Origin of the sequence: Pseudomonas sp. I3-I5 (assembly GCF_022699445.1) — a bacterium.
In the GTDB taxonomy this organism is placed as follows: Bacteria; Pseudomonadota; Gammaproteobacteria; order Pseudomonadales; family Pseudomonadaceae; genus Aquipseudomonas; species Aquipseudomonas fulva.
Window position 1 is genome coordinate 1,256,198 of sequence record NZ_CP093940.1, and the last position, 14,837, is coordinate 1,271,034.

Below are 14,837 nucleotides of genomic sequence, written 5' to 3' on the forward strand. Positions count from 1 at the left end.
ACGGTGCTACGTGCCGTCGTGACTGTACGAGGCGGTTCTAGGATAACGGGCCACCCGCCAACCCGAATTCGACTGTGTAGGAGTCGTCATGGACGCCCGCTTGATTACTTTTCTGGACCGCGCCGAAACGGTGCTGGCCCGTCTCGAGCCGCTGCTGCCGGCAGCGCGTCCCGAGATAGACTGGTCCGCGACCCTGGCTGCCCGGTGGCAGCGCGATGGCCGCAGTGGCTACCTGATGCCGCTTGAGGTCAGCCTGGATATCCGCCTGAGCGACCTGATCGGTGTCGACCAGCAGCGTGACCAGCTTGGCCGCAACACCCATCAGTTCATCAGTGGCCTGCCTGCCAACCACGCGTTGCTGTGGGGCTCGCGGGGCACAGGCAAGTCCTCGCTGGTGCGTGCGCTGCTGGCCGAGCACGCCGCAGCGGGGCTGCGCTTGATCGAGATCGAGCGCGACCATTTGGCCGACCTGCCACGGGTGGTGGAGCAACTGCAGAAATTGCCGCAGCGCTTCATCCTGTTCTGCGACGACCTGTCGTTCGAGGCGGGGGAGGGCGACTACCGGGTACTCAAGAGCGTGCTCGATGGCTCGCTTGAGCAGGCCCCGGATAACGTCCTGTTGTACGCCACATCCAACCGCCGCCACCTGGTACCAGAAAAACAGAGCGACAACGAAAACTGGCAGATGGTCGATGGCGAGTTGCACCCCAATGAGGCCGTGGAAGACAAGATCGCCTTGTCCGACCGCTTTGGGTTGTGGCTGTCCTTCTACCCGTTCAGCCAGGAGCACTTCCTCGATGTGGTCGAGCACTGGATCGGCCAGCTCGCGCGCCCTGCCGGGCTGCGCTGGCAGCGTGACGAAGCCCTGGACATACTCGCCGTGCGCTGGGCTACCGGCCGCGGCAATCGTAATGGCCGATGTGCCTATCAGTTCGCCCGCTATTGGGTCGGGCTGCAATTGCTGGAGCAAACCCGATGATCGATCTCAATGCCAGTGGTGCTGGCCTGGACGGCTACGCCTTGCTGGCGGCGCAAGTACAGGCGCTGTTCGCCGACGAGCGTGACTTCACCGCCAACGCCGCGCAATTCTCGGCTTTTGTCTATCACCAGATCGAAGACCTGAACTGGGCGGGGTTTTACATCAATCGCGATGAACAGCTGGTGCTCGGCCCGTTCCAGGGCCAGGTGGCCTGCGTGCGCATTCCCTTTGGCAAAGGGGTGTGCGGCACCGCAGCAGCCACGCGCCAAACCCAGCGGGTAGAAGACGTGCACGCCTTTGCCGGGCACATTGCCTGCGACAGCGCGTCCAACAGCGAGCTGGTGATTCCACTGATCAAGGCGGGCAGGCTGGTGGGCGTGCTGGATCTGGACAGCCCCACGATCGGGCGTTTCAGTGAAGCCGATCAGGCAGGGCTTGAGCAGCTGGTGGCGATTTTTCTGGAACTGACTGACTGCTGATCGCCCTTGAGCACGTATCGACGGCGCGCCTGCGCCGCCGTTACGGGCACCCGGTTCAGTCGTACATCGCCTTCTTCTTCCAGGTCTCTTCGTCGTCGGTTTTCAAGCCTTCGGTCAGCTCGTTATCTTCGTCCTCGGTCGGCGCCAGCTGATCCAGCACTTGGGCATTCACCCGCGCCAGCAGTTTTTCAAGATACGTCAGCTGCTCTTCGTAGACCTTGGGCTCCGGTTGCTTGCGCAGGTACTGCACGCCCCGTTCGAACGCCAGGCGAGCCTGGCCGGGCTGCTCGTTCTGCAAGGCCTGTTGGCCGAGGTTGTTGAAGAACTCGATGTGCAGCAATACCAGGATGTGGCGGATTTCCTTGAGCCAGTGCTTGGCTTCCAGAGCAGGTAGAAAGCCTTCTTGCGCGGCGCGGGTGATCTGGTTGTGCAAGGCTTCGAGCAGAAACCGCACGTCCTTGGCCTTGGCTTCGGTCAGGATCGGGTTGGGTGGGTTGTTGACCGGTATCTGCTCGCCTTTGGCGATCAGCGCTTCAACTTCGGCGATGCGCGCCTTGATGTCGGCATTGTGCTTGTCCAGGGCAAGCTGACGCTGGTTGACGTTCAGCTCCAGCCGGGTCAGCAGCAATTTCAGCCCAGGGGTCATGTACTGGCCGGGGAAGGTTTCACTGATTTCGCCACAGCGACGCAGGCGATCGGCCAGTTCTATCTTCAATCGAGCGCGCTCGAGCTTGCCGTTCTCGACCACGTTATTGAGGTAGCCAATCAGAATCAGCAGTGCGATACCCGCCACGACGAGCAGGGTGATCAGAAGTGGTGTCACCGTGAATGCCTCATGAAATGGATTGCATCATTGAGTGTAGGGGCGAGGTTGCGTAGACCCTGACAGCCTGTGTTCATTATCGGCCGCATGCCCAGTGGCTGAATGCTGGCACATTTACGCTGCGCTGACGTCAGAAATTCAGCTCGGGCTTCGTTTAGCGCCTGCGCAAGCTGGGGCGGCAGGGCGGGAAGTCATTGATTTAAATAAATTTCTACAAAAGGGTTGACGGCCTATCCATCCCTCCATAGAATGCGCGCCACTTGCAGCGTAAAGCACACAGCAGAACGCAGCAGGGAGTGAAAGCAGGCAGCAATGCCAGCAGCGTGTCCCCTTCGTCTAGTGGCCTAGGACACCGCCCTTTCACGGCGGTAACAGGGGTTCGAGTCCCCTAGGGGACGCCATATTGCGGGAATAGCTCAGTTGGTAGAGCACGACCTTGCCAAGGTCGGGGTCGCGAGTTCGAGTCTCGTTTCCCGCTCCAGTTTCTCCGGCAGTGCCTCGCGGCGCGGCAGGAAAAGAAAATCCAGTCTGGATCGTGAGGTTCATGTACTGGTGCACTGAAAAGTGTTGTGTGTCCCCTTCGTCTAGTGGCCTAGGACACCGCCCTTTCACGGCGGTAACAGGGGTTCGAGTCCCCTAGGGGACGCCATTGCGGGAATAGCTCAGTTGGTAGAGCACGACCTTGCCAAGGTCGGGGTCGCGAGTTCGAGTCTCGTTTCCCGCTCCAGTTTGAATACTGTGGCGTCTATGCGGTGCAGTGGTGGTGAAGGTCGTATCGGCGCTTCACGCCAAGGGTTGTAAAGCTTCACTTTGCGGGAATAGCTCAGTTGGTAGAGCACGACCTTGCCAAGGTCGGGGTCGCGAGTTCGAGTCTCGTTTCCCGCTCCACATAAAGATCTACAGCGTCCTTTGGGCTTGTGTAGATCACCAAAAAAGACGCTTCGGCGTCTTTTTTCATTTGAGCGCAGTCTGCCTGAGTCCATCAGTAGCCACGAATGCTAAGTACGTTTTTCAGTATAGTGATTCTGGGTAGTTGGCCCAGCGGATTGATGCCGGGGCTAGGGCGCTGGCATCAATGCATGTCTACTCGGTCTTGCGAGACTTGAAGATGTACGCGTGCCATTGATCGACACTGCTGTCCGCCAAGCGTAATCCACTGGCAAGCACGCACCCCCACAAGCACCAATGGGCCGGCACTGTTCGTGTGTGCCAGGCAGCGGCAGCTCGTTTCTATTGGCTGGGCAAGCGAGCCAAGATCTTGATGACATTGGCCCCAAGCGTGAGTGGCAAAGGTACCGAGGTTCGCGTATCCGGCAAGTTGCCGGATTGACTCAGCTATGGACGCTGCCGTGTGACGCACTGGCAATCAAAGTTGCCCCGCATGCGGTCTTCATGCCATCAAGGGCAACGGGCACGCCGTTGACTCGGTAGGTGGTACTGCCCTCCATGATTGGGAAAGCCCCTCTGCATAGGGGGCAAAAAACCATACATCCTTTCCCGGCTATCGCGCGGCCATTGAGAATTGTGTGCGATATAGCATCAATCACTTTTCCACCGTGGTTGGTTGTATCGCCTATTCGAACAATCGGTTTCATAAGTTCCCTTGTATTTTTATACCTCGCGGCTCTAACGCACGTTCATAGGCGAGGCATTACCGGTTTTAGGGGGGAAGGCTTTATCCGTATGCTAAATTTTTAGGTTAGTTACAAGATTAATGGCCATGCTGTGCTGGAGAATTGTCGGAGTATTATATTATTAATTATCTAACTCACCCACCCAGTCTTGCCTGATATGATCATTGCTTGGCGGTCTGCCTTTTGCAAATTATACAGACTTTGAGTCCAGATTTGTTGCGTGAAGATCTTTATAAAAGTCCCAGTGAATAATTTTACTGCCTTCTCTGCTTAAGAAGATTGTGTTGACATAATCTAGTTCATGGGCAAATGCCCCCCAGTCATTGAGATTGGTTTCGATGGCGGGGAATGCATCATCGATATTCACAATAAATATCGGTTCGTTTTTTTTTAAGAAAACGCTGTCGGCAATTTCATATAACTTGGCTTTAAGTTCGTCTCTATGGACCGAGGGAATCTCTATTTTATTAGATATTTTCTCCCAAAAAATATTAGAAGGTCCCGATGGTAGTAATTTTCCAACTGACCTCAGAAGCTCATCTTGATGTATGTAGAGATGTTCGTTGATGTAGGTTTGGCATTCAGGGCTAAAGTTCATCGATTGAACCTCCTGATGATTTTTCCAACTGTTTTCTGATTTGCTTCGAAGCATATTGTTTTCTCGATTTTTCTGTTAAAAGTATCTATGTGGGCTTTGTGTCGATCGTCATATTCAACCCGAAACCCCCTGTGCTCATTAGTCGCGCGCCGTCCATTGTAAGGCTGCTGTATAAATTTGGCGGGATTAGGCATGGTATCATGTGCCGTTATGTGAGAGTGCTTTAAAGCACTATTCATGGCTCGGTTGAAATCATCATGTAATTCGTCACATCTTCGCTCAAGCCTATGTTTCTCTTTCTCATCTATATCTTTATTTTTGGCTTTGCAAGGGTTGGGGGATTTGGTTAGACCGAGTGGGTCGATCCACTCGATTGGATTTGGAGCATATTCATAAACGTTAATGCCGCCATCAAATCCAATTGGGTCTTTACTTATGAATTTAGTTGTCTGAGGAGAATAATATCGGTGCCGATTATAATGCAATGCCGTTTCGGGGTCGAAGTATTGCCCTTGTAGTCTTATAGGATTTTGGTTGTTGATCGATGGTCCGCAGAGTGTTATTGCTTCTTTTGCCAGTCCCCAAGCTTTATAGGTGCCGATCCAGATTTTATTTCCATGTTCGTCCATGATTTCTAAGGGAGTTCCAAGGTGATTGCACTTATACCAGGCAATCCTATCGAGCGGCTTTGGCGATGGCGTATGCTGCCAGAGCCAATCTCTGCTCATTTCAGAAGCATAGTCCGACTGATCCAGCATTTCCTCGATATGATTCATCACACCTTGCGCCACCGGAACGAAAGTCCCAGGCTCAAACACATAATGCGTAGTCTGCCCCTTGCCATCCCGGCCCTTTTGCTCAACGGCCAGCGTGTCACCATCCCAGATGAACAGCGTCAGATCACAACCCAGCTGCTCGTCCAGCGCACGCTTGGCGTTCTCGTTCCACACCGGCCCGGCTTGAACGCGGTTACGGTACTTGGAATGCGAGTCTTTGTAGACCCGTCGGCCTAAGGCGTCATAGCCAAACTCGACAACCAGTCGGTCATCTTCGTAACGCCGCAGTCGGTCGTACAGGTCCCAAGTGAACGTGCCGTTGTTGCCGTTTGCCGTTTTGAAGCTGTCGATCGTTCCGGTTGCTGGGTGTGGCTATACGAATTTTGTCTTAGCCCAACAGTTCTGAAGGCAGCTGGATTTTTTGTAAGCATCCATTGTCTTGGCGATCGCCTGTAGTCACTGCTCCCATGCGTCTTCTAAATTGAGGCATTTTGTAATCTGGTTAATTATATTCGAATGATTAAGGGTTGCTTGGCGAGCTTTTAATGTTAGGCAGTCAATGAGTGCGACGACTTCTTGCTTGCTGCATATCGAGTGCGCCTTACCAATAAGGCTTAGTAGTGGGAAGCGATCAAGGATGTCATATATGATATTCTCAAGTGCATCTTCAATTCCGTCAAATAAAAGTGGGTTGCGTAATTTTGTTGTCCAGCTCGACGTCTTTTCAAGAATTTCCTCCCATGCCCAGCGATTGTTAATCGAAGTATGTGCATATATATGGTGTGCATGTAGCTTCTCTATGGCGCTATAAATTTCCGAGTTTTTTGTTATGTTGTCCAGTGATAGGGTTTGATCGATTGGTTCAACAAAGAACTCATTGATGGAATTAAATCTGTATTGTTCGTCATCGAACAGTTTAAGCAATGTAGCTATATACGTGATGGCCGTTGTGTGTACTGAGTTCTTCTGCATGCATTTAATTAGTCGTGATTTTGACAGGTTTTTTCGTTCTATGCTGACGTCTATGTGGTAGTAGTTTGCGCTCTCCTCTAGTATTGTTGATATTTCTTGTCTTGCACAGATTGTGATTTTTCTGCGCAGTGTTTTGGTTGTTTTAGGTAATAGGCAAGCTACAAGGTGCTCCAAGCTTAATGAGAACAAAAATTTGTCGAGCATGTCACATTACTCCGGCAGGTTTATGAGGTATTAGTGTGGTTGACGCTTTTAAAGCGCTCATTGGTAATTTTGCGAAGCCCTTGCAGTTGGCGCGGTGATAGGCGTCGATGTCCCTGTTCAGTCCGCGCTTCAAATCGTTTGCAGCATCAATATGTCCTTTATATGTCCCTTTGCCCATTGCAGATCCAGAGGTAGCAGGCGTGGAGTAAGCATTGTTGTAAAGTTCGTGCTCGTCAAGTGCTAAGTGCTCGACTCGCTCGAGTAAGCCGCGGCTACCGTTGATGTCTTTCTTTCCACTAGCTTTTTGAGTTATTTTTTCAAGCAGGGATTGGCATTCTGCGGCGCTAAAATCGGGACATTTTCTACTTTTTAGTCCAAGAGGATCGATCCAGTTGATTGGGTTGGGAGCGTAGCTGTAAAGGTTTAAGCCGCCTATCATACCGATTGGATCTTTGCTAATAAATCGACTGATGCTATTATTGTAATATCGGTATCGGTTATAGTGGAGCTGCGTTTCTACGTCGTAATACTGCCCTTGGAACCGAATTGGGTAGTGCCATTCTTTATATTTTTCGTTGTTGTGGGGCTTGTTGATGCTGCGCCCCAAGGCGTTGTATACTCCCATCCATAAGACTATTCTACCATCGTTGATAATTTCTATTGGCGTACCAAGGTTATCGCACTGGTAAGCAGCGAACCTATCAAATGACCTTGGCAATGGGTTATGTTTCCAGGCCGAATCCCTACTTATCTCAGAAAGATAGTCCGACTGATCCAGCATTTCCTCGATATGATTCATCACACCTTGCGCCACCGGAACGAAAGTCCCAGGCTCAAACACATAATGCGTAGTCCGCCCCTTGCCATCCCGGCCCTTCTGCTCAAAGGCCAGCGTATCGCCATCCCAGACGAACAGCGTCAGATCACAGCCCAGCTGCTCGTCCAGCGCACGCTTGGCGTTCTCGTTCCACACCGGCCCAGCTTGAACGCGGTTACGGTACTTTGAATGCGAGTCTTTATAGACCCGTCGGCCTAATGCGTCATAGCCAAACTCGACAACCAGTCGGTCATCTTCGTAACGCCGCAGTCGGTCGTACAGATCCCAAGTGAATTTGCCGCTTTTGCCGTCTTCGATCCGCTCCAACAAGTTGCCGCGTTCGTCATACCGATACTCGGTGCCGCAATAGCTGCGTAGCACGTTGTCCATCAGCTTGCGCGGTGAATGGGGGTTCGGGCCGGGAGGAGCATCAGGATCAAGCAGGTTGCTCGCGGGGTCGAAGGCAAAGGTCTCCTTGACGTAGTTGACATCGGCCTCCAGCAACCGTCCCACGGGGTCATAGCGATAGCGGGTGTCACCGCGATTGAGGTCATTGATATGCGTAAGTTGACCGGCTTCGTCGTAGCGGTAGTTGCGGGCAACCAGGCGGCGTGTTTCACCCTGGCGAACCAGGGTCTGTTCAAGCAGCTGCCCATTGGGGCTCCAGGACTGCCGCTGGATCAGACCATTGCCTTGCACACGGCCAACCTCCCGGTGCAGGTCGTCCCGCTCATAGCTCAGCAACTCCATGTCATCGAGCTTGAGCGCGAGCAGATGACCGCTGCCGTACGTGAGCCAGCTGACGCGGTGACCGTCTGGGCGGGTAGTTGCGACGCGTTGGTTGAGCGCATCGTACTCATGCTTGAAGATCGCAAGCTGGGGCTTTGCCAGATAGTTGAGGAACTGGTGTTCGCGAATGTTGTTCCCTGCCGCGTCGTAGAACCACTGCAGCGCGCACATGCCATTCTCGGCCCAGATCAGGCTACCGTTACCGTCATAGGCAAAGGTTTCAATTTCCCACTTTTCTCCGCCGCGCCGACCCGCTTTGCGCTCAATGAGTCGACCCATGGGGTCGTATTCGAAATGCGTGGTCCTGTCACCATCCACGCGTCGAGTGGGCAGGTGACTGCCATGGTCGTAGAGATAATGGATGGTTTCCTTGTCGAACCCCGTTTCCTTGAGTAACCGACCTACGGGGTCGTACTTGAAGTTGGCTTCACTGTTGTTCTCGTTGCGCAGACGGACCAGTTGGCCGAGCTTGTCCCAGTGGTAGGTGAGGGTGGTGTCGTTGGCATTGAGGCGCTGATGGATCAGACCGGCTTCGTTGTATGCCCATGAGGTGCTTCGATTAAGCGCATCTGTGTGTTTAAGTAAGCGGCCTTCGGCGTCGCGCTCGAACCGTTCTTTGGTTTTGTCCGGATGGACAAGCTGGGTCAATTGCCCGGCTTCGTACAGATACTCGGTGACTTCGCCGGCGGCGTTGATGAGCTTGTTCAGTTTTCCGTGGTTGTCGTACTGCCATTGGGTCGTTTTGCCCGAACAGTCCGTATAGCTGACCAACTGGCTATCGCGGTTGTAGGCCAGCTTCCGTTCGCCGCCATTGGCGTCGACGATGGCGATGGGGAGGTTGTCGTTGTTGTAGGCGTACTGGGTCTTGTTCTCCAGCGGGTCTTGAGTTTCGATGATGTTGCCGCGCTGGTCGTAGTCATACTTCCATAGGCCGCCCTCTGCGTCACGTGTCTTGAAGCGTTGGCCTTGATCATCGTAGGCATGGTGAACGGATGTTCCATCTGCCCGAGTATGCTGTAGGAGGTTGCCGCGTTCATCGTAAGCGAACTGCTCCGTGCTGCCATCGGTATGGATGTGCTGAACTACATTCTTGGCCTCATCGCGGTAGAACCATTCTTCGTTGCCATCGGGGTAGACGATGCGATAGGTGAAGCCGAGGATGTCGTAGTAATGCCAAGTCTCTTGTCCTTGCGCGTCGGTGACATAGGTCAGTCGAATGTTCGGGTCCCACTCAAGGCGTGTTTCAAAGCTTCCGTCGTCGCCCCACTCCCGTATTGCCTTCGCATCGGGGCCTTCACCGTTCCACCCCAGGTTCAGCCCGCGCCCTGTGCGGTCGGTGTAACGCGTGATCAAGTGGTTGTGGTAGGTATACGCCCATTGCGCAGCATTTTCGTCTTGGGCGCTGACCAGATCCCCGTTGTTGTCATGTTCGTAAGCAGCCAATTGGCGCAGTGGCGCCCCGTCCTTCATGAGCCACACCGAGCGGATATGCCCCGTGCCGCTAGGTTCAAGATGAATGTGGTGCTGTTGGCGTTCCTCTTGATACGTCAACAGATCTGACAGGACGGGCTTACCGTTGAACAGGTGCTCGTAGTGCAGTGCAACGCAGGCGCCATTGCGATGCTTGATGGTGGTCAAGCGATAGGTTTCGCCTTGCTTGTGAAAGTGCTCTTGGATGTCATGACCGCGGGCGACTATCAGCTCGCAGTCCGATGGACGGATCAGCAATATGTCTTCAACCGCATCGTAGTTATGTTTGCCAACGGCGGGGTTTGGGTAGTGATGGCTTCGGCCGTCAGCGTCGCGGTAGGCAATCCCACTTTCGCCTACGCACTCCATGAAGATGGAGTAAGGGAGCATCCAACGGGCACCAAGGGGACCTTCGTCCAGTGCCGACAGGCTGGAGCGATAGGTCCTTGCCCACTCAATCGGGAAGCACCCAGGCAATGAAAAGTCGGTATGGGTAAATGATTCGCTCCCGGTGGCGAAGCTGATGTTGGAACCGGTGCCGTTCGGGGCAACATTTCGGCAATTGGAATCCTTGACTGGTGGCCGTTCGGTTCCTCGTGTTGTCAGTCCACCTTGCCCCTGAACATGTTGAGCTCGGCTGGGTTTGTCGTTGTGTGAAACGGCGGCTACGGGACCACGACGCTTCCTGTTCCTGAGCGCGTTTGCCAGGGACAGTACCAGATACCCGATGCTCCCGACGGTACCGGGGTCAGCCATGCCAAGGATCTTGGCTGATGCGTTACGGCCAATCTGCTCTGCAAGGCTGGCGGCCTTAAGCAACTGTTGGCACGTGTCCGGTGACAGCAGTCTGTCCTCGATCAGGAAGTGGGCCCCGATCGCCACTACAGGCCCGAAGAGGATGGAGGCTTTCTTGGTTTTCTTTGCGAGTGCCTTCTGTCCCTGCTCACTGGCGACACCTCGGAGCATTTGAGCAAACGATGTGCATGCTTTCTTGATCTCTGCTGCGATCTTGGTCAGCAGTTCGTTGAGTCGACTCTCGATTGCTTGTGCAAAGGCCTCCAGTGACCCCCGCGTTTTATCGTTCAAATTTTTCTCAAGTGCGCTGAGCAGAGCGTCGGATATCAGGGCGATACCGTTGCGCCGAACAGCAGCTAGCGTTGTACGTATGGTCAGCCGCGCCGGGCCAACACCGGGAAACGAGACAAGGCCAACCACATTGATGCCGAAGCTCACCCATGTAAGAAAATCGTTCTGATTTCCATCGATCAGCGTAAGCAGGTCGCCGATAGCATCAACGGCGGCGAATACCGTGCCAACGCCGGGAATGACTGAGCCAGCGGCATTCACGGCCGTCCATCCTATGGCTCCGCGGGTTATCTTGCGGATCCACTGATCGAGCTTTTCCTTGCCTGCTTCAATGTCATTGACAGACGCGGTATTGGTGGGCCCCGTGGCCTGCTGAACTGGACGCATGGAGGCTGTCATCGTGCTTTCTCCGAGAGTTTGCTTAGCGTCTCGGGAACGCCAGTGCGTTCAAGGACTCCTTTGGCCACATCAGTCAGCTTCTTTGATCCGACTTGGTGAGTTCCGCTTTTCAGACCTTGCGCTGTTGGGCTGGATGCGAGCTGCTTGAGAATGGCGCCGGCCTGTTCACTCAACTCAGCTGGTGAGCGCAGGCTCAGCTCACCCGAGATTTGCTCATGGGGGCCAGGGAATCCTGGGTCGTGCCAGACATCCACGTCGTCGTCGCTGAATCGCACCTTGACCGGGCCGGGAGCGAGACCAGCGATACTGGCTTTTCCATCACCATCGAGCGCTCCTTTGAAGACTTCGCCGAGAGCGTCCTCTACCTCGTATTGGCCCTTCTTGAAGGGCATTGCGTTGGCGTACTGCTGCAGCAGTTCCAGGTTGCCTGTACCGGTCTTGAGGTCTTCAGGAAACGCCGCCGCCTGGCTTTTCGAACCCTTGTAGATGAAGTCAGTCGCATGCGCGGTGTATTCGCCGGCCGTGGCATGCACGATGCCGCTGGCGTTATAGGTAGTGCTGCTACCACCGGCCTGGATCACCACTTCTTCCTTGGCACTGAGCGTGATCCGCTCGGCCGTGACGCTGACCTTGAGCTTGGCCAGCAGGTTGATGTTGTCCTTAAGCGCTTTGAGGTCGATATCGCCGGAGGCGGCGACCAGTCGCCAGCCCATGCTCTGCACGAACTGCCGCACCCCTCGACTGGCACTGATCAGCAGGCGCTTGCCGATGGCCATGCTGGTGTGCCCACCCGTGCTCAGGCCCAAGTGTTCGCCGCTGGCGATGTGGGTGGATTCCGGAGTGCTGGTGGCGATGCCAGTCGGGCTGGCGAGTACCAATTGCGGGTCGGCCAGTTCGGGGAAGCGGTTGGCCTCGGGGTTGCCGCCGCTACCGCGGATGGCGGTGTGCTGAGCCTTGAGCGCGTCCCCAACCTCATCCTGATCGCCACTTTCCTGGGCCAGATGATCGCGGGCCTCACTGGCGAAGGTGGTGTGATATTCCTGCGCGGTTTTCAGGCGTTCGGCGGTTTCCACCAGGTCCGTGTGGTGCTCGCTTGCGCGTGCTCGCAGTTCGGTGGTCAGCAGCAAGCCGCCGCCAGCCCGGACCACGCCGTGGGTATCGGTGCGCAGCTCGAAGCCTTGGCCCCGGCCCTTGCCACCAAAGTGACGTGGATGGGTGAGGTAGCCGAGGTTCAGCGCCGAGTGATCGTGATCGCTCATCAATGCGGCGCTGATCTGCCCGGTGGTGTCGTCCAGGCGCAGTTCGTTATGGCGCTGGCCGTGGTGTTCCTTGCTGCGGATCGGGCTGAGTGCCTTGAACTCAGGCAGGCGATACGGCGTGCGGTTGACCACGTGGTAGCTGCGCCCGGTGATCATCGGCTGGTCGGGGTCGCCGTTGAGGAAGCTCACCACCACTTCCTGGCCAATGCGGGGAATGGCCATATGGCCCCAGGTGGCGCCGGCCCACGCTTGAGTCACACGGACCCAGCATGAGCTTTTGTCGTCCTCCTGGCCCAGGCGGTCCCAGGGGAATTGCACGCGCACGCGGCCATGCTCGTCGCAGTAGATTTCCTCGCCGGGAGGCCCGACCACCTTGGCCATCTGCGGGCCTTCGATGACGGGTTTTGCACGCGCCGGCGCGTGCCATTCGACCTCGGCGGGAATCAGGGTGGCGGTGTAGCGGTAGGAGGTGCCGTGCTCGGACTCGGCGGCCTCTTCTTCCAGCGCGGTGAACTGGCGCCCCTCATGCTTGATGCGCAGCGGCCGCCAGAGGATGTTCATGTCTTCGCGGGCATGGCCTGTCAGCTGGAAAGCAATACCCGGTTGCAGTCGTGCATCGTCGCCGGCGACCTCGGCCACACGGGCATCGCCGAACAGGGCGTTGACGCGGGCTTGGGTGAAGGGCTTGCCGGCGTTGTCGTGCTTGAAGCGGCCGGGGTAGTCGTAGCGTTCGTAGTCGTTTTGCTGGTTGCCGGTGTCCCGTGGGGATTGGGTCTGTTGCAGGTTGTAGCGCGGATGGGTAAACGTATAGTCGCGCTGGGTCTGCCTGTTGCTGCGTACCTGCTCACGGTAGCTGAAGCGTTGCAAGCAGGGCTGATCCTGGGAGCCGCCGCGGTTGGCGACGTACAGCACCGGCTCGCCTTCCAGCGTGCCGAACTGACGGATCTGGTCGGCCTGGACCACCGTGTGGCTGCCTTCGCTGTGCTCGAAGATCGAAATCAGGCCTTCCTCGGCCGAGAGGCGCCAGAAGAAGTCGAGGTCCAGGTCACCTGCTTGGACGCAGAATTCGCGGCTTTGGTGCGGATCAACCACATACTGGGTCAGCGTTCCCCACAGCCGTTCACGGAACAGTTCTTCGATCAGTTGCGGCACCGGCCGGTGCTGAAAGATACGCCAGTCCGATTGCAAGCCAGCGCGTGCCAACTGCGGCTCGATCACCGCGCGGTAGCGGGTGCGGCGATGGCCGGTCTTACCCTGTTCAAAGCTGCTGATCAGGCCATGGACATGGCGTATCGATTGTTTCTGCTGCCAGATGGTAAGCACCGCGGGCTGGTCGAGCAGGGCGGCAAAATCGGCATCGTCGGTAAAACTGGTCAGCTCCACCTCCAGGCGGTACAGCTGGCTGACGGCTTCGGTCAATTCGAAAGAGACGACATCGAACTGGATAGACTCATCGGCCGGTGTGCTGAAGGTAAATCTCACATCGTTCAAACTGCTCATGCGGACTCCTGCTGTCATTCCTTCGGGCAGGTTCAAAGAAGCCAGGCGCGTACTGGGGCGCGCGGCAATAAAGTGCACGAAAGACCGTAGTGCGGAATCCGTTCCATGTCTTCGGTGAAACTTCTTTATATGGTGTAGGAAGTTTCTCCAAGTGCGGTGTTGCACTTTTAATGGGCAAAACCGTACTTGCTGCGCTGATCAGCGCAGTGACTATTGAGTCAAATCAATCCGGTGAGGCCGAATTTATTGTTGGAGCATCGTCTGCAGCGAGTTCAGTACTTGCTGGGTAATACCGTTCAACTTGCTCGATAAGTAGAGGTAGACGCTCGTGCAGATCACGACCATGACCACCCAGGGCGTCCACCAGGGCAGTTGGCGGTTCATGCGGTAGTGTCTTGGTGCGACGTTGCTGAACGGATCGGTCAGGCGCTCGGTCTTGACCCGACTTTCACGCAGGTTCATGACCCGTTTGCGCAGCCGATCAATCCAGATCTCCAGCTCGGCATCGCCATTGGTCCGGCTGGCGTACTTGCCGCGGTAACCCAGTGCCAGGCACCAGAACAGGAACACGAACAGGTCGTAGCGCTCTTCGGGCGCGTCGAGCAGGCGTTCGAGCACGCTGAAGAACTTCTCGCCTCCCCAGGTTTCCTGATGGATGGCGCTGAGCAGCGATTCGGCTTTCCAGGGCGAGTCACGGCCCCACGGCGTGGTCATCACGGCTTCATCGATCACGCAGCACAAGCAGTAAGAGAACACCACGCGGTCACCTTCGTCGCACTGCTCAAGCTGCCGAACTTCTTCGACCATGCCGAGGATCATGGTCTTCACGTGGGCATACAACTGCTCGGCGTGCTCGTAGTGTTCAGTGCCTTCCAGGCGGACGACTAGGCCAAGCAGCGGCGAGGCGATGTCGAGAATCGGGTTCATGGTATTTGAGCGGGTGCTGAAGCCAAGCGCATCTACCTGGGGGAACAATGCGCTGGATGGAGGCGACTCAAGGGTATCCCTCTGGTCTTTGTCATACGTCGAACAGGATGAAATGCTCATGGAAT

At 55.7% G+C, this 14,837-nt stretch carries 10 protein-coding genes and 5 tRNA genes; 7 read left to right on the forward strand and 8 right to left on the reverse strand.

Features of this window, described 5'->3' with window-relative positions; translation table 11 throughout:
- Window positions 1-88: 88 nt before the first annotated feature.
- Both MOP87_RS05665 and MOP87_RS05670 read left to right on the forward strand, forming a co-directional pair.
- Window positions 89-979, forward strand: coding sequence for an ATP-binding protein (locus MOP87_RS05665; protein ID WP_028687854.1), 891 nt, complete (start codon window positions 89-91; stop codon window positions 977-979).
- The gene (locus tag MOP87_RS05670) at window positions 976-1,458 is read left to right on the forward strand and encodes a GAF domain-containing protein (protein ID WP_027914332.1); all 483 of its coding nucleotides are present in this window, start codon (window positions 976-978) and stop codon (window positions 1,456-1,458) included. Before MOP87_RS05665 ends, MOP87_RS05670 begins: the two co-directional genes overlap by 4 nt.
- Before the next feature lie 55 nt (window positions 1,459-1,513).
- On the opposite strand, the gene MOP87_RS05675 is transcribed toward MOP87_RS05670, so the two are convergent.
- Window positions 1,514-2,281: a hypothetical protein gene (locus MOP87_RS05675; RefSeq protein WP_027914333.1), complete on the reverse strand. Its 768-nt coding sequence runs from the start codon at window positions 2,279-2,281 to the stop codon at window positions 1,514-1,516.
- Between the two features lie 325 nt (window positions 2,282-2,606).
- Here MOP87_RS05675 and MOP87_RS05680 point away from each other — a divergent pair.
- The 5 genes from MOP87_RS05680 (at window position 2,607) to MOP87_RS05700 (ending at window position 3,169) form a co-directional block, all read left to right on the forward strand.
- Window positions 2,607-2,682: transfer RNA gene (locus tag MOP87_RS05680), tRNA-Glu, on the forward strand.
- Between the two features lie 4 nt (window positions 2,683-2,686).
- Window positions 2,687-2,762 (forward strand) — tRNA-Gly (locus tag MOP87_RS05685).
- 92 nt (window positions 2,763-2,854) lie between these two features.
- Window positions 2,855-2,930: transfer RNA gene (locus MOP87_RS05690), tRNA-Glu, on the forward strand.
- Window positions 2,931-2,932: 2 nt separating this feature from the next.
- Window positions 2,933-3,008, forward strand: a tRNA-Gly gene (locus MOP87_RS05695).
- An 85-nt stretch (window positions 3,009-3,093) separates the two neighbouring features.
- Window positions 3,094-3,169: transfer RNA gene (locus tag MOP87_RS05700), tRNA-Gly, on the forward strand.
- 443 nt (window positions 3,170-3,612) lie between these two features.
- Here MOP87_RS05700 and MOP87_RS05705 read toward each other — a convergent pair.
- The 7 genes from MOP87_RS05705 to icmH form a co-directional block, all read right to left on the reverse strand.
- Window positions 3,613-3,876 carry a PAAR domain-containing protein gene (locus MOP87_RS05705; protein ID WP_110606709.1) on the reverse strand — a complete coding sequence of 88 codons (264 nt, stop codon included), beginning with the start codon at window positions 3,874-3,876 and terminating at the stop codon, window positions 3,613-3,615.
- Window positions 3,877-4,105: 229 nt separating this feature from the next.
- A complete protein-coding gene (locus MOP87_RS05710) occupies window positions 4,106-4,513 on the reverse strand; it encodes a hypothetical protein (protein WP_242810219.1) in 408 nt (135 codons plus the stop codon).
- Window positions 4,510-5,463 (reverse strand): RHS repeat-associated core domain-containing protein, encoded by a 954-nt coding sequence (locus MOP87_RS05715; protein WP_181420233.1) that lies wholly within the window; start codon window positions 5,461-5,463, stop codon window positions 4,510-4,512. Before MOP87_RS05715 ends, MOP87_RS05710 begins: the two co-directional genes overlap by 4 nt.
- Window positions 5,464-5,745: 282 nt before the next feature.
- Entirely contained in the window at window positions 5,746-6,465 is a 720-nt protein-coding gene (locus MOP87_RS05720; protein WP_146224443.1) for a hypothetical protein, read from the reverse strand.
- A 1-nt stretch (window position 6,466) separates the two neighbouring features.
- On the reverse strand, window positions 6,467-11,026 hold the full coding sequence (locus MOP87_RS05725; protein WP_242810220.1) for an RHS repeat-associated core domain-containing protein: 4,560 nt from the start codon (window positions 11,024-11,026) through the stop codon (window positions 6,467-6,469).
- Window positions 11,023-13,785 (reverse strand): type VI secretion system Vgr family protein, encoded by a 2,763-nt coding sequence (tssI, locus tag MOP87_RS05730; RefSeq protein WP_242810221.1) that lies wholly within the window; start codon window positions 13,783-13,785, stop codon window positions 11,023-11,025. The genes MOP87_RS05725 and tssI overlap by 4 nt, the downstream gene beginning before the upstream one ends.
- A gap of 243 nt (window positions 13,786-14,028) precedes the next feature.
- A complete protein-coding gene (icmH, locus tag MOP87_RS05735) occupies window positions 14,029-14,832 on the reverse strand; it encodes a type IVB secretion system protein IcmH/DotU (protein WP_050438008.1) in 804 nt (267 codons plus the stop codon).
- Window positions 14,833-14,837 lie beyond the last annotated feature (5 nt).